General features: G+C 47.7%; 15 protein-coding genes, 13 tRNA genes and 2 rRNA genes. 1 reads left to right on the top strand and 29 read right to left on the bottom strand.

The window, feature by feature from the left end; genetic code table 11:
• Nucleotides 1-78 precede the first annotated feature (78 nt).
• Nucleotides 79-1,422, bottom strand: a complete 1,344-nt coding sequence (gene glmM, locus ACR6HW_RS14575) for a phosphoglucosamine mutase (RefSeq protein WP_455728438.1) — start codon at nt 1,420-1,422, stop codon at nt 79-81.
• Between the two features lie 18 nt (nt 1,423-1,440).
• Complete coding sequence (locus ACR6HW_RS14570; RefSeq protein WP_455728437.1) at nt 1,441-2,433, bottom strand: TMEM165/GDT1 family protein; 993 nt, start codon at nt 2,431-2,433, stop codon at nt 1,441-1,443.
• Nucleotides 2,434-2,565: 132 nt separating this feature from the next.
• Between ACR6HW_RS14570 and ACR6HW_RS14565 the strand changes: the two genes are divergently transcribed.
• On the top strand, nt 2,566-3,072 hold the full coding sequence (locus tag ACR6HW_RS14565; protein ID WP_455728436.1) for a hypothetical protein: 507 nt from the start codon (nt 2,566-2,568) through the stop codon (nt 3,070-3,072).
• Nucleotides 3,073-3,116: 44 nt separating this feature from the next.
• Here the strand turns inward: ACR6HW_RS14565 and ACR6HW_RS14560 are convergent, their stop codons facing one another.
• From ACR6HW_RS14560 to ACR6HW_RS14430, 27 genes are all read right to left on the bottom strand, one after another.
• A complete protein-coding gene (locus tag ACR6HW_RS14560; protein ID WP_455728435.1) occupies nt 3,117-3,659 on the bottom strand; it encodes a 2-oxoacid:acceptor oxidoreductase family protein in 543 nt (180 codons plus the stop codon).
• Nucleotides 3,660-4,406, bottom strand: coding sequence for a thiamine pyrophosphate-dependent enzyme (locus ACR6HW_RS14555; protein WP_455728434.1), 747 nt, complete (start codon nt 4,404-4,406; stop codon nt 3,660-3,662).
• On the bottom strand, nt 4,406-5,470 hold the full coding sequence (locus ACR6HW_RS14550; RefSeq protein WP_455728433.1) for a 3-methyl-2-oxobutanoate dehydrogenase subunit VorB: 1,065 nt from the start codon (nt 5,468-5,470) through the stop codon (nt 4,406-4,408). The genes ACR6HW_RS14555 and ACR6HW_RS14550 overlap by 1 nt, the downstream gene beginning before the upstream one ends.
• Before the next feature lie 17 nt (nt 5,471-5,487).
• Nucleotides 5,488-5,709 (bottom strand): 4Fe-4S dicluster domain-containing protein, encoded by a 222-nt coding sequence (locus ACR6HW_RS14545; RefSeq protein WP_455728432.1) that lies wholly within the window; start codon nt 5,707-5,709, stop codon nt 5,488-5,490.
• A 39-nt stretch (nt 5,710-5,748) separates the two neighbouring features.
• Nucleotides 5,749-6,438 (bottom strand): ATP-binding protein, encoded by a 690-nt coding sequence (locus ACR6HW_RS14540; protein WP_455728431.1) that lies wholly within the window; start codon nt 6,436-6,438, stop codon nt 5,749-5,751.
• A 14-nt stretch (nt 6,439-6,452) separates the two neighbouring features.
• Nucleotides 6,453-7,526: a butyrate kinase gene (gene buk / locus ACR6HW_RS14535; RefSeq protein ID WP_455728430.1), complete on the bottom strand. Its 1,074-nt coding sequence runs from the start codon at nt 7,524-7,526 to the stop codon at nt 6,453-6,455.
• A gap of 13 nt (nt 7,527-7,539) precedes the next feature.
• On the bottom strand, nt 7,540-8,442 hold the full coding sequence (locus ACR6HW_RS14530; protein WP_455728429.1) for a phosphate butyryltransferase: 903 nt from the start codon (nt 8,440-8,442) through the stop codon (nt 7,540-7,542).
• Nucleotides 8,435-9,526: a butyrate kinase gene (gene buk, locus ACR6HW_RS14525; protein WP_455728428.1), complete on the bottom strand. Its 1,092-nt coding sequence runs from the start codon at nt 9,524-9,526 to the stop codon at nt 8,435-8,437. The genes ACR6HW_RS14530 and buk (ACR6HW_RS14525) overlap by 8 nt, the downstream gene beginning before the upstream one ends.
• 220 nt (nt 9,527-9,746) lie before the next feature.
• Nucleotides 9,747-11,465 (bottom strand): sigma-54 interaction domain-containing protein, encoded by a 1,719-nt coding sequence (locus ACR6HW_RS14520; RefSeq protein ID WP_455728427.1) that lies wholly within the window; start codon nt 11,463-11,465, stop codon nt 9,747-9,749.
• Between the two features lie 2 nt (nt 11,466-11,467).
• Nucleotides 11,468-12,760, bottom strand: coding sequence for a CdaR family protein (locus ACR6HW_RS14515; RefSeq protein WP_455728426.1), 1,293 nt, complete (start codon nt 12,758-12,760; stop codon nt 11,468-11,470).
• Complete coding sequence (gene cdaA, locus ACR6HW_RS14510) at nt 12,750-13,583, bottom strand: diadenylate cyclase CdaA (protein ID WP_455728425.1); 834 nt, start codon at nt 13,581-13,583, stop codon at nt 12,750-12,752. Before cdaA ends, ACR6HW_RS14515 begins: the two co-directional genes overlap by 11 nt.
• 110 nt (nt 13,584-13,693) lie before the next feature.
• On the bottom strand, nt 13,694-13,957 hold the full coding sequence (locus tag ACR6HW_RS14505; RefSeq protein WP_455728424.1) for a chorismate mutase: 264 nt from the start codon (nt 13,955-13,957) through the stop codon (nt 13,694-13,696).
• A gap of 141 nt (nt 13,958-14,098) precedes the next feature.
• Nucleotides 14,099-14,174 (bottom strand) — tRNA-Phe (locus tag ACR6HW_RS14500).
• A gap of 6 nt (nt 14,175-14,180) precedes the next feature.
• Nucleotides 14,181-14,257, bottom strand: a tRNA-Ile gene (locus tag ACR6HW_RS14495).
• 13 nt (nt 14,258-14,270) lie between these two features.
• Nucleotides 14,271-14,359: transfer RNA gene (locus ACR6HW_RS14490), tRNA-Ser, on the bottom strand.
• Between the two features lie 8 nt (nt 14,360-14,367).
• Nucleotides 14,368-14,444 (bottom strand) — tRNA-Arg (locus tag ACR6HW_RS14485).
• Nucleotides 14,445-14,449: 5 nt separating this feature from the next.
• Nucleotides 14,450-14,524 (bottom strand) — tRNA-Gly (locus ACR6HW_RS14480).
• Nucleotides 14,525-14,528: 4 nt separating this feature from the next.
• Nucleotides 14,529-14,613 (bottom strand) — tRNA-Tyr (locus ACR6HW_RS14475).
• Between the two features lie 17 nt (nt 14,614-14,630).
• Nucleotides 14,631-14,706, bottom strand: a tRNA-Thr gene (locus ACR6HW_RS14470).
• A 5-nt stretch (nt 14,707-14,711) separates the two neighbouring features.
• Nucleotides 14,712-14,788, bottom strand: a tRNA-Asp gene (locus tag ACR6HW_RS14465).
• A gap of 5 nt (nt 14,789-14,793) precedes the next feature.
• Nucleotides 14,794-14,869: transfer RNA gene (locus ACR6HW_RS14460), tRNA-Val, on the bottom strand.
• A 25-nt stretch (nt 14,870-14,894) separates the two neighbouring features.
• Nucleotides 14,895-14,969: transfer RNA gene (locus ACR6HW_RS14455), tRNA-Glu, on the bottom strand.
• Nucleotides 14,970-14,973: 4 nt separating this feature from the next.
• Nucleotides 14,974-15,048 (bottom strand) — tRNA-Met (locus tag ACR6HW_RS14450).
• A 17-nt stretch (nt 15,049-15,065) separates the two neighbouring features.
• A tRNA-Leu gene (locus ACR6HW_RS14445) sits at nt 15,066-15,152 on the bottom strand.
• Nucleotides 15,153-15,157: 5 nt separating this feature from the next.
• A tRNA-Asn gene (locus ACR6HW_RS14440) sits at nt 15,158-15,232 on the bottom strand.
• A gap of 5 nt (nt 15,233-15,237) precedes the next feature.
• Nucleotides 15,238-15,354, bottom strand: a 5S ribosomal RNA gene (gene rrf, locus ACR6HW_RS14435).
• A 149-nt stretch (nt 15,355-15,503) separates the two neighbouring features.
• Nucleotides 15,504-18,417 (bottom strand): 23S ribosomal RNA (locus ACR6HW_RS14430).
• Nucleotides 18,418-18,604 lie beyond the last annotated feature (187 nt).

Here is an 18,604-nt window from a genome sequence, read left to right as displayed (position 1 = left end):
CTATTCCAACGGTTACAGGCCACCTAATTATACATAAATGTTAATTTTTAGTGTTTTCTGGCACAAAAGAACCGTCCCTTAAAGTTCGTTTTCAATTAATGCCACCAACTCATCGGCAACCGATTCCAGCGTCGCTTGATCTTCACCCTCAATCATAACGCGCACCAGCGGCTCAGTACCGGAAGGTCTAATCAGCACGCGACCCTTGCCGTGAAACGCCTCTTCCACTTCTTTAATCTTCGCGGCGATTTTCTCATTGTTCATGTAATCGTATTTGTGTTCGTTGGCGACACGGGCATTCTTAAGCACCTGCGGGTACACCGTCATAATAGACGCCAGCTCAGAAAGCGGCTTGCCCGTTTCCTTCATAACCTTCAACAGCTGAACAGCCGTTAAAAGACCATCGCCCGTCGTGTTGTAGTCGAGATAGATAATATGACCCGATTGCTCGCCACCGAGACAGTAGTCGGACTTCAGCATTTCCTCGAGCACATAGCGGTCGCCGACCTTCGTCTTAACCGAGGCGATTCCCTTGGACTCAATGGCCTTGTCGAAGCCGAGGTTGCTCATCACAGTGGTTACAATGGTGTTGTTGCGCAGTTTTCCCTGCTCGGCCAAATGGGCTCCACAGATAGCCATAATTTTGTCGCCATCGACCATATTGCCCTTTTCATCTATAGCGAGTAAACGGTCGGCGTCGCCGTCGAAAGCCAGACCCACTTGCGCCTCAACCACCTTCACAAACTTGCACAAATCGTCCATATGCGTCGACCCACAATTGCGGTTGATATTGGTGCCATCCGGTTCGTGATGAATGCTGTACACCTTGGCATCTAATGCGTTGAGCGTCAGCGGCGCCACTTGGAAAGCCGAGCCGTTGGCACAGTCCACCGCCACTTTAATGCCCTTAAAATCCACCCCTTCCAGCGTGTCCATCACATAGGCCATGTACATCTTCTCCGCTTCCGTACACACAGAAATATGGCCGAGTTCAAGGCCGACAGGCATGTGGATGTCCTTTTTTTCCTCGATGCATCTTTCGATGTCATCTTCCATAGCGTCCGGCAATTTAAGCCCTTTTTCATCGAAAAACTTAATGCCGTTGAATTCAACCGGATTGTGAGAAGCCGAGATCATAACGCCTGCGTCTGCACCGAGTTCCCTTACGAGCATCGCCACAGCAGGTGTCGGCACGACACCGAGTTTTATAACGTCACAAGAAGTCGATACAATTCCAGCAATCAAAGCGTTTTCAAGCATATCCCCCGAAAGTCTCGTGTCTTTACCGACGACGATTTTCGCCTTTTTCTTACCGCGTGTAATCACATGTGCGCCGTATTTGCCGAGCGCCATTGCGAGCTCTGTTGTAAGTGCCTCATTGGCAACGCCTCTAACGCCGTCTGTTCCAAATAGTCTTGCCATACTGCTACCTTCCTTATCCTAATGATGTTCCGTCAACATATGTGAAATCGCCTCGTGTACGTGTTGAAGCGCTTCGTGATTTTGTTTGACATCGGGGTTTTCACTATAAAATTGATTGATTTTGTCTTCGATTGCCTGTGCTTTTTCGAGATCCAGTGCCTCGTGATCCAACGCCTCTAAATCCACCTTAACCAGCGTATTGAGCTCCGGAACGTCGTCCAAAATAAGCTGTACGTGTTTCACCATACAGCCGCCGCTCTTGCAGGCGCTGCAGTTTTTACACAACGCATCGACATCTCTTTTGATTTCCTCGCGAAAGGCCTTTAAACGCATCGCACCGGATTTAAGTGCAGAAGCTTGCACTGTCTGAAGCTGCCTCTTAAAGCGCAGCCCTCTGTGCACCGAAAGCCCTGCTATCGCCACTGCCACCACACTGCCGATAGCAACCGTCACATAGGCGGACGTGTACACTTTTGAAAGACCAAAGACCATAAATACGGCAAATGCACTGAGTTTCATATAGTGCTCGGGAATCTTGTTCCCCAATTTTGCGCCGATAAAGATACCAAAAGAACTTACCGCCACCATGCCGAGGCTGGATCCCAGAAGCGTCATCGCCGGCATCGTCGAACTGCTGCCAAGCGTCATGGCCGTCAGCTGCGTCTTGTCGCCGAGTTCGCCTAAGAAAAAGGCCAGCGCCACTGTTACCACAGCGCTTTTTGCTTTTTTGGCCTTGGCATCGCCCTCACCTTCTTCAATGTCGAGAGACATTAAACCGAAAAAGATAAACAGCGCTCCGGCACACAGTTGAAGCAAGTCTACCGGTATTTTTGAAAGAAATAGCGCTCCGAGAACGATTGCGATACCATGATTTAGGAAGCTCCCGATAAAAACACCGGCGAGGATGCCTCGAACGGCATACTGCGTCGCAAATGCCATCGCCATAATTTGCGTTTTGTCCCCCATTTCAGCGACAAATATTAAAAAAAACGCCTTTATTAACTCACTCATTAAAAAAACTCCTTTTACCCCGACTTTTATTATCTCACAAAAAGTCGGCTGCTTCAATCTTTTGCCTATTGAAACGCCATCCGACGACCTGTATAATCAACTTAAACTTTAAACGTCTATTGGAGGCCCCCTATGATTCAGTTCCGCATTGCCGCGCCCCCGGATTTGGTATGTGCCAAACTCGATAAGTTTCTCATTGAAGATTCCTTCGGCTTCAGCCGTAGTCTCGGTTACATCGGTTGCGTCGACAGTTGCACACGGCGATTTTGGGTAGCGGACCATACGCAGCTTTTACGTACGCGAACAGGACTAAAATATTACAACTATCGGCGATTTTGCGCCAGCATTAGACGAGACGGCAACGACAGCCTTGTAGAAGGGCGCTTTAAACTCATGCCTCTCTACTGGCTGACGCTATGCCTCTTCGGCATTTTTATCGGTGGGATTGCCCTGTTGCTCCTCTTGTCGCAGGCGCCCTTCATCGAACTGATAAAGCCCTTTTCAGCACTCATCGCTTTGGCGCTGGGAGCTGCCGGCGTCACTTACTTTAACATCTACAGGAGCCTGGAACGCGAACAGGCACTGGTGAAAATGCTCGAAGACTACCTGAATACCACAGAAAGCTCTAAAATAGACTAAAAAAACTGTCTCCAAATTGCCGGAGACAGTTTTTATTTTGAAAATTATTTTACAGCTTCAGCGCCTTTTGCCAAAGCTTTTTCATTGATTTCCATTAAGTGTGCTTTTGCTTCGCCAAAGATTTTCTTAAGCGCTGCCATAACACTTTCAACAGAGACAATCTTAGTGAGTTCGAGGTACGCACCCAGCATGACCATGTTGGCAACTCTCGAGTTACCCAATTCCACTGCAATGTCGTTTGCAGGTACATAGTACGCCTTGATATCGCCTCTTTCCGCTTTCTTTTCAATAAGCGAGCTGTTGATTAACAGATTGCCATCCGGCAACACATCGCTTTCGAACTTGTCTAATGACGGTAAGTTCATAACGATAGCTGTTGTCGCGTTGTCTGTAATAATCGGAGAACCGATTGGTCTTTCAGAAACCATAACGCTACAGTTCGCTGTACCACCGCGCATTTCCGGACCGTATGACGGTAACCAAGAAACTTCTTTATTTTCAATCATGCCTGCATATGAGATCAACTGTCCCATAAGCATCACGCCTTGTCCACCAAATCCCGCACAAATAATTCTCTCGTTTAACATCTATTTATCCTCCTCTGGTCTTCTTAAGTTGCCCATTGGATAGTAAGGCACGAGGTTGTCTTGTAACCACTTAAGTGAATCAACAGGTGTTAATCCCCAGTTTGTCGGGCAAGTTGAAAGCACTTCTACAATACCGAAGCCTTTGCCGTCAAGTTGTACTTGGAACGCTTCCTTGATGGCTTTTTTCGCTTTTCTGATGTTTGCCGGAGAATCTACGGAAACGCGTTCTACAAAGACCGCACCGTTAATTGTCGCGAGCATTTCTGAAACTTTTAAAGGCATCCCTGAGTGCTCAACAGTTCTACCGAGTGGCGCTGTAGTCGCACGTTGACCGATAAGTGTCGTCGGTGCCATTTGGCCGCCTGTCATGCCGTAGATGGCATTGTTGACGAAGATAGTCGTGATTTTCTCACCGCGGTGTGCCACGTGAACGATTTCCGCCGTACCGATTGACGCGAGGTCGCCGTCGCCTTGGTAAGTGAAGACCACTTTGTCCGGATGAACTCTCTTGATCCCTGTTGCAACTGCAGGTGCTCTACCGTGAGACGCTTCGTGCATGTCGCAGTTGAAATAGTCGTAAGCCAGTACCGAACAGCCAACCGGTGCAACACCGATTGAATCGCCGAGTACGTCTAATTCTTCTAAAACTTCCGCCACTAAACGGTGGATAATACCGTGTGTACAGCCTGGGCAGTAGTGGGTTTGCTTTTCAGTTAAGCCGTTTGTTCTTGAAAATACAGTCGCCATTATTTCGCACCTCCAACCAATTCTTTAACTTTCTCGATAACGCCTTCAGGAGAAGGGATCATGCCGCCTGAACGTCCGTAGAAGTGTACAGGCCATCTGCCGTTTGACGCGATTTTAACGTCGTCGATCATTTGACCCATTGACATCTCAACAGAGACAAGGCTTTTACAAGTTGAAGGAATTTCGTCAAACGCTTTTTCAGGGAAAGGCCAGAGCGTAATCGGTCTGATTAAGCCCACTTCAATGCCTTGCTCTTTAAGCTCGACGATAGCGTTTTTAACAATTCTAGAAGTCGTGCCGTACGCCACTAAAACAACTTCAGCGTTTTCGAGGTTGTACGATTCATAGCGCACTTCTTTTTCTTTCATCTCTGCGTATTTCTCTTGTAAGCGGATGTTGTGCTTCTCAAGTTCCGCAGGGTCAAGTGCCAATGAGTTGATGATGTTTGGCTTTCTCTTACCTTTTGTCCCAGTAGTCGCCCAGTCTTTTTCAGGTAATGTGAATCTTGAAGACGCTTCTTTAAACTCGATAGGCTCCATCATTTGGCCGATCATACCATCGCCTACGAGCATTACAGGGTTTCTGTAGTAATCCGCTGCGTCAAATGCCTCTTGCATTAAGTCTACCATCTCTTGAAGGTTAGCTGGTGCGTATACGAGCAGTTTGTAGTCGCCATTTCCGCCGCCGCGCGTCGATTGGTTGTAGTCCGATTGCGCCGGTTGAATACCGCCGAGACCAGGGCCGCCACGAACGATGTTGACGATAACGCAAGGCAGTTCAGCACCTGCGATATAAGTGATGCCCTCTTGCTTTAACGCGATACCAGGAGATGAAGAAGACGTCATAACTCTTGCACCGGCACCTGCTGCACCGTACACCATGTTAATCGCCGATACTTCACTCTCCGCTTGAACGAAAACGCCGCCGTTTTTAGGCATTTCTTTTGACATATATTCCGGTAACTCATTTTGAGGTGTAATCGGATAACCGAAGAAATACTTACAACCTGCTTTAATTGCAGCTGCACCTATTGCTTCATTACCTTTCATTAATACCTTAGCCATTTTATACCTCCCCTAGATTAAATTCTCTCTACTGTAATGACTGTATCAGGACAGATCATTGCACAGTTTGCACAACCGATACACTTGTCCATGTCCGCAACAGAAGCCGGATGGAAACCTTTTTTGTTGATTTTGCTCGTGTCCATTTTGATGATTTTTACAGGACAAGCTGTTGTACAAAGGGCACAGCCTTTGCATTTGTCTTCGTTAAACGTAACTTTACCTTTCGCCACTTTCATACCTCCCATTAAACATCTATACTATTGACTGGAAGCGCCTTAAACCATCCAGTCTTCCCGCATAATCATATGCACCGGAAGCACTTCGCCCTCTATGTCACCAGGTAATTGGCGGGTAACCTTTTCCAAAGTACTGACATATCGAACCGGTATATTGGTTTGTTTCGACACTTCCATGACCAATGTCTGACCATACATCACATCTTCAGCAGTTGTCGATCTGAGAAGATGTGTATTGTTGATTAATCCCGTCACTTTCACACCGCAAGTGTCTTCGATTTTTCGAATCATCGAAATCACGTCGACAGCCGATTGCGTCTGCTCTCTGTAGGCGTTAATCACGCAAAACATATCATAAGCTCCCGGTTTGAGGTAAGCTTTGTATTGGGCCAAGACCCTAGCGCCGACATCGTCGCCGCCTACATCGAGAATCACTTTTGTCGCCTCGTTTTGAAGCGGTGCCACCAAGCTCGGCGATAGCATGGGTAAATCTAAGTTGGATTCGTGACCAAAGGCGCCGGAGTAGACGCGTATACCGCTGTCTTCCAAAAGGGCCGCCTTCTCTCTGGATCTAAAGTAAGGATTTACAATATCCAAATCACAGATCGCAATATCCGATGTCTGCTTACTTAAAGCCAAAGCGTAGTTGACTGCAAATTCCGTTTTGCCGCTACCGTAATGTCCGATTATGACTCTTATACGTTTGTCCTTCATTAAATCCAATGTCATTTCCTCACCTTTTCTTATTTGTATTCTTGTGCGGTCTCTTCGCCTTTTAAGACTCTTAAACCACCTAATGCAAGAGCACTCATCTCATCTTCGCCAGGGTAGATGACCACCTCAGAGATAAACGCCACGCGCTCTTTGATCCAATCTGTCAACATTTCGCCATAAGCGAGACCACCTGTTAAAACGATGGCATCGACTTGACCTTTGAGCACAGCTGCACAGCTGCCGATTTCTTTGGCAATTTGGTATGCCATGGCTTCAAATACAAGTTTGGCTTTTTCATCGCCGTCTTCAATCATCTTTACCACTTCGCGACCGTCGTTTGTACCGAGGTAAGCGACGATACCGCCCTTGCCCTTGATTTTTTTCTTGATGTCCGCGTGTGTGTACTTGCCTGAATAGCACATTTTAGCGAGATCGCCTACAGGGAGACCACCGGCTCTTTCAGGTGAAAATGGGCCTTCGCCGTCGAGTGCGTTGTTGACGTCTACGACGCGTCCTTTTTCATGTGCGCCGACAGAAACGCCGCCGCCCATATGTGCCACAATAAGATTGAGGTCTTCGTATTTTTTATTTTGTTCGCCAGCGTAGCGGCGTGCAACTGCTTTTTGGTTGAGGGCGTGGAATATAGACGCTCTCTGGATGTCCGGCATCCCTGAAACTCTTGCGATTTCAGTCATTTCGTCGACGACAACAGGGTCGACGATAAACGCCGGGATGTTTAACTGAACAGCGATTTCGTTGGCAATCATGCCACCGAGGTTTGACGCATGCTCTCCTAGAACACCGACTTTAAGGTCTTCAATCATCGCGTCGTTAACAGCGTAAGTGCCGCCTTTAATCGGTTTCAAAAGGCCACCTCGACCGACGACAGCGCTGAGCTTTGTCAAATTGATTTCATTTTCGCTGAGCACTTTTAAAATAACATCTTTTCTAAAGTCGTATTGATCGGCGATTTTGTCGTATTGCTCGATTTCTTCGTTGGAATGTCTAAGTGTCGTTTCAAACACTTCTTTTTCGTTGTCGTAAATGGCGATTTTAGTGGACGTTGAGCCCGGGTTAATCGCCAATATTCTGTAGTTTTCCATAGTTCCCCCTCTATTAAATCGACGACATCAACACGCCAAGTGCAATGGAGTTGAGTTTTGATGCGTCGGAATCCGCTCTGGATGTTAAGATAATCGGTGCTTTGGCGCCGACGATAATACCGGCTGATTTGGCGTTGGCTAAGAAGTTTAGGGCTTTGTAAAGAATGTTGCCCGCTTCAATTGCCGGACATAGGAGAATGTCCACATCGCCTGCCATTGGATCTTTAATCCCTTTGATTTCAGCCGCTTCTTTAGAAATGGCGTTGTCCAGTGCAAACGGTCCACCGACTTTACAACCTGTCAGCGCGCCTTCGGCGTTCATTTTAACAAGCTCTCCAGCATCCACTGTTGCAGGCATTGCCGCATTGACTTTTTCCTTTGCACAGATGACGCCGACATTGGCTTCTTCTATTTCAAGCGCTCTTGTAACATGTAACGCATTTTCGATAATTTGCTTCTTCGCTTTGAGGTCCGGCGCAATGTTCATCGCCGCATCGGTTACCGTAAGAATTTTGTGGTACGTCGGTACGTCGAAGACCGCCACGTGACTGAGGACGTTACCCGTTCTGAGGCCCACTTCTTTGTTGAGAACCGCCTTCAGTATAATCGATGTGTCCACGAGCCCTTTCATAACGAGGTCTGCTTTGCCCGTTGAAACGAGTTCAACAGCTTTTAACGACGCCTCTGCCATATCGGCGATGTCCACGAGTTCAAACTCCGATAAGTCCAGCGCGATTTCCGCTGCGATGGCTTTAATCTTAGTTGCGTCGCCGACGAGAATCCCCTTGACGATGCCTTTTTCGTAAGCCGCTTTAATCGCCTTGAGCACGTCGTCGTCTTGCGCACAGGCAACCGCTACGGTTTTAGGGCCTTTTTCCACTGCAATCTTTAACAATTCATCAAAGTTTTTAATCATTGATGGTCACCTCATTTTCATATATTTTAGCTTTTTCTTCACCAGCGTGAACGCGTAAAAAGCCTAAGTTCAACGCTTCCATTTCGTCTTCGCCCGGTTTGACCACGACTTTTGAAATGAAACCGACATGTTCTGTAATAAAGTCCGTCAAGTACGTCGAGTACGCAACACCACCTGTCAACAGGATGGCGTCCACATCGCCGTTTAAGACGGTGGCCATACCGCCGATTTCCTTGGCGATTTGATACCCCATGGCTTCGAAGACGCATTTTGCCTCTTCATCGCCTGCTTCAATGCGCTTGAGCACTTCTCTCGCATCGTTGGTACCGAGATAAGCGGTCATGCCGCCCTTACCGCGCATTTTCTTTTTGAGCTCGGCGTGTGTAAACTCGCCTGAGAACGCCATGCGCGCAATGTCGCCCACCGGTAAACCACCGGCTCTCTCAGGAGAGAAAGGCCCCATTTCATTGGCGTTGTTGGCGTCGATGATTTTACCTTTTTTCATCGGAACGATTGAAATGCCGCCACCTAAGTGCGCCACTACCAAATTTAGATTTTCGATTTTCTCATCGATGTCTTTCGCATAACTATGCGCAATCGCTCGAATGTTTAAAGCGTGTACCAAAGAGCGTCTTTCAATTTCAGGCATCCCCGAAATCCGCGCCAGCGGTTCGAATTCGTCTACAGCAACCGGATCGACGATAAAGGCGTCTATGCCCTCGCCGTCGGCAATCGCTTTGGCGATTAAGCCGCCTAAATTCGATGCGTGTTCACCTTGGTAACCGATTTGAAGGTCTTTAACCATCGGTTCTGTCACCTTGTAGGCACCGCTCGGCATCGGTCTCAACAGACCGCCTCTTCCTACGACTGCAATCAGTTCAGCTGTCTCCACACCTTGCTTCGCCAGCCACTCTAGAATCGCCGTCTTTCTGAAATCGTATTGATCCGCAATTTTTTCAAATTGATCAAGCTTCTCTGTGTCGTGATCCAAATTTTCCTGAATGCATTTTTCTGATCCCTTAAAAATCGCAAGTTTCGTAGAAGTTGATCCGGGATTAATAACGAGTACCAGTTCTCTTTCCATGCAACACCTCCATCGTTTTTCTCGCACAGTTATATATAAGCAATTATAATGCCAACTTAGATGCGTTGTTTGACAGCACTTGCCAAGTGCGGTATCTGTCTGTGTTTGGCATTTTTTTAACGTTAATTTTTTTGCAAATTTGCTTTGGTCCCCCTGCAAACATGCAAAAAACTTCATGCAGTTTATTGCATGAAGTTTTATAAAAATGCAATTTATTGCATTAATTGATGCCGTGTTTTTTTAATTTGTAGTAAAAGGTCCTCAGTGAGACACCGATGGCTTCTGCGGTCTTCTCACGGCTGTCGCCGTTGGCTTTGAGCGCCGTTAAGAGAAACTCGCGCTCGTACTGCGCCATGGCTTCATCCAGCTTGGGAATTTCACCTTCAAATTCGAGATTTTCCTCGAGCATGCTCATCCGCTCTGCCGCCGTCTCAGATAAAAAAGGCGGCAAATGCTTCATTTCCAACGTATGGTCGTGCATTTTGATGTTGATCATCGAGCGACCGATAAAGTTCTCGAGTTCTCTGACATTCCCCGGCCAGTCGTAAGCCGTCATCCATTTAAGGGCGTTTTCGTGAACGCCGACGACATTGCGTCCATATTCTTGATTGTACTTAATCATCAAATGGTTGACCAGTGCGGGGATATCCTCTTTGTGCGCGCGTAGCGCCGGAATATTAATCGGTACCACGTTGAGCCTGTAGTACAAGTCCTGTCGAAAACGCTTCTCTACAATGGCTTTTTCCAGGTCGACATTGGTTGCCGAGATAATCCGGACATCGATGGCAATGGGCTTGTTGCCACCGACTCTGAGAATCTCTTTTTCTTGAAGTACCCGCAACAGCTTCGCCTGTGTGTTCAGTGAGAGCTCACCGATTTCATCTAAAAAAATGGTGCCGCCGTTGGCCTTTTCAAAGAGGCCGATTTTGCCTCCCTTTGAAGCGCCGGTAAACGCGCCTTCTTCATAACCGAACAACTCGCTCTCCAGCAAGTTTTCGCTAATGGCTGCGCAGTTGACTCTGACGAACTGGGCATACCGACGACTAGAAGCGTTGTGTATCGCGTGGGCGAAGAGCTCCTTGCCGGTGCCGCTCTCGCCTCTGATAATAACCGTCGCAGGCGTTTCAGCCGCGAGCCGCGCTTTTTCTACAGCGTTGAGCAAGCCTTCGTTCTTGCCGATAATGTCGTCAAATGTGTATTTGGCCTCGAGGCTTCTAATGATTTTTTTCGCTTGATCCAGCTGCTTGTAAATTTGATTAATTTCTGTTAAGTCGTGAATAATGGCCACTGAACCTTTAATTTGACCTTTAACCAAAATGGGAGCCGCTTCGGCGATAACCTCTTTTTTTTGAGGCCCAACTTTCAACTTTTTGCCTTTAACCGGCTTTTTAGTCCTCAAAACTTCCATATGAACGCTCTCGCCTTCAGCGAGATCAAACGTACAATCTTTCCCGATAATATCCCGTTCTGTATAGCCGGTGATTTTGGTGTACGCCGGGTTAATCAACACCCCAATTCCCGCTGCATCGACGACAGAAATGGCATCTTGCGTCGCATTAAAAGTGGCCTCTAGCGTCTCTCTGACTTGGTTGAGGTTGGTAATCTGTTCGGCGAGTTCAATCAACTCGCTAATGTCGCGAAAAACGGCAATAGCGCCGATGATTTCACCGTCGTCATCTTTGATGGGCATTCGACTCGTCACAATGGTAATGCCGTTGAGCGGCTGTTGCTGGTTCCGCTCTGCCACACCGGTTTCGAGGACGATGGGAAGTCGCGTGTTGTCTATCACCGTGTTTACCGACTTTCCAAGCGCCTCCTTTCGGCTTTTCCCCGTGAGTCTCTCAGCTGACGTATTAAATAACGTGATGATACCATGCTTGTCGACGACAATCATGGCATCATGTGTAGAATCGAGAATCTTTTGTATCTCTTTATGCATCATCACCCTCCACTGGAAGCTGTGACGACTTCCAGTTCGACGTATTCCGGCTCGGCTTTAAAACCGTCGATTTCAGCTGTCGTCTCCAGCTGAGGAATCAACCGATACGTCCCTTCCTTGTCGACGTCAGCGGCGTTCATAAACGGTTTAAGCGCATCTTCTGTCAAAGCTTCCATCACAGAGGCTAGGCCTTTTACCGTGAATGTAACCGTCTGTGTTTCGTCGTTGTAAGAAACGACATATTCAGGTGCGAGGGTTCTAATTTCCAGAGCTTCAAGGGGAAACTCAAATGTTTTTTCCACAATTGGTTCTATTTCCACCTCGACTTGAACACCGTTTTCAAGATCGTGTGATACGCCTTCAGGCAACGTCAAGTTCTTATTGACAATCAGTGTAGACGCTTCTTCACCGTTGAGGACTACCGGTTCACCGACGACTTTATCAATGCCGCCGACCAGTTCCGCAGCTCCTGAAATCCAGACGGTTTCAGGCAACAGCTTAACCGAGACAACGCGCGTCCCCTCAGCCGGCGCCCCTTCTACGGCCACTTCAAGTGGCACTTCTTTCTTGAGCCCTACTTCAAGTTCCAGTTGAGCTGTAGAAGATTCAAGTGTAACACCGGTGACGACTTCATCATCTGCGTTGTACGGTGCCAAAGAAACTTCCTTTGCCACATCGCCTGTGAAGGTCCCCACATTGACATAGGCGCCGAGATGAGTTACTGTTTCTACGATGCTCTCAGGTCCTACGATGCGGATTTCTTCCGGAGACACCTTACGACTGATCTCATAGTAGTTCTTTTGGAAGTTATCGTTGTAGATGACTCTAACGGGTTTAGGTACCGACACGATGCGCTCTACAGTGAGAACGATTTCATTTGGCACCACTTCTTTAATAATAACTGAATCAGAATTGATACTTCTGTTAATATACACGTTATTAATGCCGCTTCGCACAGTACGCATGTCCGCCCACAAATTAATGCTGCTCGGCGCGAGGTTCAATACGTCGTTACGCCGTCCTTTTACATCAACGGTTACAAAGTAGTCCTGTTGATTTTTGATTTTGAGATTGCCCTGCTCGAGATCCTGCATATTGATGAGCTCCACCGGAATGTTTTCAAAAGAGCGCGTCATTTCCGGATCGACTTGATCCATTACAAAAAACCAAAACAAAATGGCGAGTACGAGGGAAAAGACTTTCATCCCCGTATTGTGTGACAGATTGATGTCGATAAATCTCGATGGCATGCGCTTTATTTTTTGAAACCACGATTCATTTTGCTTACCGCTCATTGACATCACCTGCCTTTTCTTCCTCTTTTTCAGCGTTTAACGTCTTAAGCATCAGCTCTTTAAGTGTCGTCGGGTCGAGGAAACGTTGCAACTTGCCTTCCACTGCAAGAGAAATAGCACCGGTTTCTTCAGAAACGATGACAATAAGGGCATCTGAACTCTCAGTCATGCCCATTGCAGCACGGTGCCTTGTGCCCAGTTCCTTGCTGATGTACTTATTAGATGACAGCGGCAAAAGACAGCCCGCGGCCATAATGCGATTGTTTTTAATAACCACAGCCCCATCGTGTAGTGGTGACTTGGGGTAAAAGATATTCATCAGTAAATCAGCGGACACTTTAGCGTCCGTAATCGTCCCCGTCTCTACAATGTCGTTAATGCCAATGGTGCGTTCCACGACAATCAATGCACCGATTTTTTTTCGAGACATCACACTGGCTGCATCGGCAATTTCATTTATGGTGCGTTTATACTCATCGTCAACGCCTTTGCGCCCCGGCGTCAAAATCCACTGGCTGCGTCCGAGATGTTCAAGAGCTTTTCGGAGCTCTGGTTGAAAAATGATGACGAGTGCAATAACACCAATGGTCAATGTGCTCTGCAAAACGTAGTTGATGGCATAAAGTTTTCCCCATTCGCTCACCTTAGAAATAATTAAGATGATTAAGAAACCTTTAACCAATTGTTCCGCACGCGTTTCTCGTATCAGGCCCAATAATTTGTAAAAGACATAGGCAATAATCAAAATATCCAATATATAATTGATCTCTATGCCCGATACGAACGCTTTTATAAAGTTCATCACGGTAGAAAGTATCTCCATAATCGTCCCCTCGAATTCTTTTAATGATCATTATCCTAATAGACAGTATACTACACTCGTTTTAAGCTGACTTCATTCAGCCACTTTTTTAATAAACTTGTAATTAATCGTTATAAATATTTTTGCGCTTCTTTACTTTGCGTTAAGATGGCTTCGTAAACGCGCTGAATATATAAGATGTTGTCTGCCTTTTCAACACGCTGTTCTATGGCTTCCATAAGCATCTGTTCTCTGTTTTCATCTTGTATCCGCAGTCCTTGAACTTTTTTAAAATGGCCAATTTCCTTTGAAAGTTCAAAGCGCCTTTCAAGTAATGCCGTCAGTTCCGCGTCTAAGACATCTATCTCATCTCTTCTATCTTTTAAAAATTTCAAGCAAACCTCCTTTGTCCACTACCTCTATTATACCCTATCTCTTTAAAATTACATATTCCAATCCTATTGTATTATTAAAAGTTTTAAAAACGGTTCAATTTAAACGAAAAAAAACCAATGACTTTAATCATTGATTTCATCTGGTGCCCAGAGGCGGAATCGAACCACCGACACGGGGATTTTCAGTCCCCTGCTCTACCGACTGAGCTATCTGGGCTAAATATGGTGGGCATAAGTGGACTCGAACCACCGACCTCACGCTTATCAGGCGTGCGCTCTAACCAGCTGAGCTATACGCCCACTTTTAAAAAAGTGGCGGAGAGGGTGGGATTCGAACCCACGTGGGCTTGCACCCTAACGGTTTTCAAGACCGCCCCGTTATGACCGCTTCGGTACCTCTCCTCAATATGTGGTGCGTCAGTAGGGACTCGAACCCCAAACCCCCGCCTTAGAAGGGCGGTGCTCTATCCAGTTGAGCTACTAACGCACATATGGAGCGGAAGACGAGATTCGAACTCGCGACCCTCGCCTTGGCAAGGCGATGCTCTACCACTGAGCCACTTCCGCATGTTGGTGGAGGGAGAAGGATTCGAACCTTCGAAATCGACGATAACGGATTTACAGTCCGCCCCCTTTGGCCACTCGGGAACCCCTCCACTGTATTAAATTAAGATGGAGCCGGTGATGGGACTCGAACCCGCGACCTACTGATTACAAGTCAGTTGCTCTACCAATTGAGCTACACCGGCATAAATGGCGATCCAGAAGGGACTCGAACCCTCGACCTCTAGCGTGACAGGCTAGCGTTCTAACCAACTGAACTACTGGACCGCATTTGGTGGGAGTAATAGGGATCGAACCTATGACCTCCTGCTTGTAAGGCAGATGCTCTCCCAGCTGAGCTATACTCCCATGTGTGAGCTGGCGCTCACAATATTGGTGACCCCTAGGGGAATCGAACCCCTGTTACCGCCGTGAAAGGGCGGTGTCTTAACCGCTTGACCAAGGGGCCATAATGGTTGCGGAGGCAGGATTCGAACCTGCGACCTTTGGGTTATGAGCCCAACGAGCTGCCACTGCTCCACTCCGCGATATTGGGTATTTCTAATGGTGCCGAGGACCGGAATCGAACCGGTACGATGTTGCCATCGCAGGATTTTAAGTCCTGTGCGTCTGCCAGTTCCGCCACCCCGGCACTTTTGGCTCCAAGGGTGGGATTCGAACCCACAGCCTATCGGTTAACAGCCGAGTGCTCCACCGTTGAGCTACCTTGGAACATAAATCAGCAACGTTCTACTCTCCCAGGCAGCTGCCCGCCAAGTACCATCGACGCTGGAGGACTTTACTTCTGTGTTCGGTATGGGAACAGGTGTTGCCCCTCCGCCTTCGTCACTGAATTATCTCTTTAGCTCGTGTTTTCTCTCACCAGCGAGTTATATTATATCATAATCACTTTAGTGCTGTCAACACTTTTTTGTTGCTTTTTTAGGGTTAGTACCCTGAAAACTGTATATATAAGAACCGATAAATCCTCTTACTCTAAAGCGTGGTCAAGTCCTCGACCTATTAGTACCTGTCAGCTGAATGCATTGCTGCACTTACACCTCAGGCCTATTACCATATTATCTTCATGGGGTCTTACTCTATTAAAGATGGGAAATCTCATCTTGAGGGGGGCTTCGCGCTTAGATGCCTTCAGCGCTTATCCCTTCCAAACTTAGCTACTCAGCAGTGCTCTTGGCAGAACAACTGATACACCAGAGGTTTGTCCATCCCGGTCCTCTCGTACTAAGGACAGCTCCTCTCAAATTTCCTACGCCCACAGCAGATAGGGACCGAACTGTCTCACGACGTTCTGAACCCAGCTCGCGTGCCTCTTTAATGGGCGAACAGCCCAACCCTTGGGACCTACTTCAGCCCCAGGATGAGACGAGCCGACATCGAGGTGCCAAACCTCCCCGTCGATGTGGACTCTTGGGGGAGATAAGCCTGTTATCCCCGGGGTAGCTTTTATCCGTTGAGCGATGGCCCTTCCATGCGGTGCCACCGGATCACTAAGCTCGACTTTCGTCCCTGCTCGAGATGTCTCTCTCGCAGTCAAGCTCCCTTTTGCCTTTACACTCTTCGCGCGATTTCCAACCGCGCTGAGGGAACCTTTAGGCGCCTCCGTTACTCTTTAGGAGGCGACCGCCCCAGTCAAACTGCCCACCTGACATTGTCCTAGAACAGGATCACTGTCCATAGTTAGAATAACGGTATACAAAGAGTGGTATCCCAACAGCGACTCCTATAAGACTGGCGTCCTATATTCTTAGTCTCCCACCTATCCTGTACATCATATACCATTATCCAGTGCCAAGCTGCAGTAAAGCTCCACGGGGTCTTTCCGTCTAGCTGCGGGTAACCGGCATCTTTACCGGTACTACAATTTCACCGAGTCCATTGTTGAGACAGCGCCCAAATCGTTACGCCTTTCGTGCGGGTCGGAACTTACCCGACAAGGAATTTCGCTACCTTAGGACCGTTATAGTTACGGCCGCCGTTTACTGGGGCTTCAGTTCTGTGCTTCGCCTAAACTAACACTTCCCCTTAACCTTCCAGCACCGGGCAGGCGTCAGCCCCTATACATCATCTTTCGATTTAGCAGAGACCTGTGTTTTTGGTAAACAGTCGCTTGGGCCTATCCTCTGCGGCCGGATCTAGCTCTTAACCTGATCCGGCACCCCTTCTCCCGAAGTTACGGGGTCATTTTGCCGAGTTCCTTAACAATGGTTTTCTCGCGCGCCTTAGTATTCTCTACTCTCCTACCTGTGTCGGTTTACGGTACAGGCACCTGCTCCCTCGATAGAAACTTTTCTTGACAGTGTGATATCTGCTGCTTCGTTACTTAAGTTCACTCCCCATCACAGCTCATCCTCAGTAGCGCGGATTTGCCTACGCTACAGACTCGCTGCTTGGACATGCTCTTCCATTCGCATGCTCAGCATAACCTCCTGTGTCATTCCTTCTCTCAAACGGGTCTCGGTGGTACAGGAATCTTCACCTGTTGTCCATCGCCTACGACTTTCGTCCTCGGCTTAGGTCCTGACTTACCCTGAGCGGACGAACCTTCCTCAGGAAACCTTAGGTTTTCGGCGGACGGGATTCTCACCCGTCTCTCGTTACTCATGCCAACATTCTCTCTTGTGTGATATCCATAAGTCCTTGCGATCTTACTTCACCTCTCACACAATGCTCCTCTACCAATTGTCTAAACAATTCCATAGCTTCGGTAGCAAGTTTTAGCCCCGGTAATCTTCGGCGCAGGATCACTCGACTAGTGAGCTGTTACGCACTCTTTAAATGAGTGGCTGCTTCTAAGCCAACATCCTAGTTGTCTGTGCAATCCCACATCCTTTTCCACTTAACTTGCATTTTGGGACCTTAGCTGATGGTCTGGGCTCTTTCCCTTTCGACTATGAATCTTATCACACATAGTCTGACTCCTGAGTAAAAGATATCGGTATTCGGAGTTTGATAGTCTTCGGTAGCCGGTGAAAGCCCCTAGGACATTCAGTGCTCTACCCCCGTATCTCTTAACTCAAGGCTAGCCCTAAAGCTATTTCGAGGAGAACCAGCTATCTCCGGGTTCGATTGGAATTTCTCCGCTATCCACATGTCATCCCAACCTTTTTCAACAGATATGGGTTCGGGCCTCCAAGAGGTTTTACCCTCGCTTCACCCTGCACATGGATAGGTCACCCGGTTTCGGGTCTACGCCATACAACTCTTTCGCCCTATTCAGACTCGCTTTCGCTGCGGCTCCGCACCTGAAGCGCTTAACCTTGCTGCATAACGTAACTCGTTGGCCCGTTCTACAAAAAGTACATGGTCGTTCTTTAACGAACTTCCACTGCTTGTAAACATAGGGTTTCAGGTTCTTTTTCACTCCCCTCCCGGGGTTCTTTTCACCTTTCCCTCACGGTACTGTGCGCTATCGGTCACCAGGTAGTATTTAGCCTTGGCAGATGGTCCTGCCTGCTTCCCACAAAGTTTCACGTGCTCCGTGGTACTCCGGATCAGTACGTTCGATCTTCCCCTTTCGCCTAAGTGGCTCTCACACGCTTCGGCGGACTTTCCCAAGTCCTTTGGCTAGGGTACCTTCTACTTGATATACTGTCCACACCCCCTCGTCCGAAGACTTGGGTTTGGGCTGTTTCCCGTTCGCTCGCCGCTACTTAGGAAATCACTTTTGTTTTCTCTTCCTTCGGGTACTTAGATGTTTCAGTTCCCCGAGTTCCCTTCCTATGACCTATGAATTCAGTCATGGATACCTAGACATTACTCTAGGTGGGTTCCCCCATTCGGACATCTACGGATCGGCGCTCGCTTGCAGCTCCCCGTAGCTTTTCGCAGCTTACCACGTCCTTCTTCGGCTCCTGGTGCCAAGGCATCCACCCTATGCTCTTAGTAACTTGACCTTACTTTTGAGTTTGAGTTTTTACTTTGGCTTACATTGTTTTTTCAATGCTTGCTTTTTTACTAACTTAATAGTCGGTTCTTTATATATACAGTTTTCAAGGTGCTAATTTACGAAGTTTGCGTCAGCAAAGTTCGCCGGATGCGTCAGCATCCTAAGACGACAGTCTTGAATTTGCGTGAGGCACT

It is taken from the genome of Fusibacter sp. JL298sf-3, assembly GCF_053842995.1.
This window is presented reverse-complemented; position numbering and strand designations above follow the sequence as displayed.

Bases quoted from the DNA above. Each gene is read 5' to 3' on its own strand.
- glmM (WP_455728438.1), bottom strand. From the start codon at position 1,422: ATGGCAAGACTATTTGGAACAGACGGCGTTAGAGGCGTTGCCAATGAG.
- ACR6HW_RS14570 (WP_455728437.1), bottom strand. From the start codon at position 2,433: ATGAGTGAGTTAATAAAGGCGTTTTTTTTAATATTTGTCGCTGAAATG.
- ACR6HW_RS14565 (WP_455728436.1), top strand. From the start codon at position 2,566: ATGATTCAGTTCCGCATTGCCGCGCCCCCGGATTTGGTATGTGCCAAA.
- ACR6HW_RS14560 (WP_455728435.1), bottom strand. From the start codon at position 3,659: ATGTTAAACGAGAGAATTATTTGTGCGGGATTTGGTGGACAAGGCGTG.
- ACR6HW_RS14555 (WP_455728434.1), bottom strand. From the start codon at position 4,406: ATGGCGACTGTATTTTCAAGAACAAACGGCTTAACTGAAAAGCAAACC.
- ACR6HW_RS14550 (WP_455728433.1), bottom strand. From the start codon at position 5,470: ATGGCTAAGGTATTAATGAAAGGTAATGAAGCAATAGGTGCAGCTGCA.
- ACR6HW_RS14545 (WP_455728432.1), bottom strand. From the start codon at position 5,709: ATGAAAGTGGCGAAAGGTAAAGTTACGTTTAACGAAGACAAATGCAAA.
- ACR6HW_RS14540 (WP_455728431.1), bottom strand. From the start codon at position 6,438: ATGACATTGGATTTAATGAAGGACAAACGTATAAGAGTCATAATCGGA.
- buk (WP_455728430.1), bottom strand. From the start codon at position 7,526: ATGGAAAACTACAGAATATTGGCGATTAACCCGGGCTCAACGTCCACT.
- ACR6HW_RS14530 (WP_455728429.1), bottom strand. From the start codon at position 8,442: ATGATTAAAAACTTTGATGAATTGTTAAAGATTGCAGTGGAAAAAGGC.
- buk (WP_455728428.1), bottom strand. From the start codon at position 9,526: ATGGAAAGAGAACTGGTACTCGTTATTAATCCCGGATCAACTTCTACG.
- ACR6HW_RS14520 (WP_455728427.1), bottom strand. From the start codon at position 11,465: ATGCATAAAGAGATACAAAAGATTCTCGATTCTACACATGATGCCATG.
- ACR6HW_RS14515 (WP_455728426.1), bottom strand. From the start codon at position 12,760: ATGAGCGGTAAGCAAAATGAATCGTGGTTTCAAAAAATAAAGCGCATG.
- cdaA (WP_455728425.1), bottom strand. From the start codon at position 13,583: ATGGAGATACTTTCTACCGTGATGAACTTTATAAAAGCGTTCGTATCG.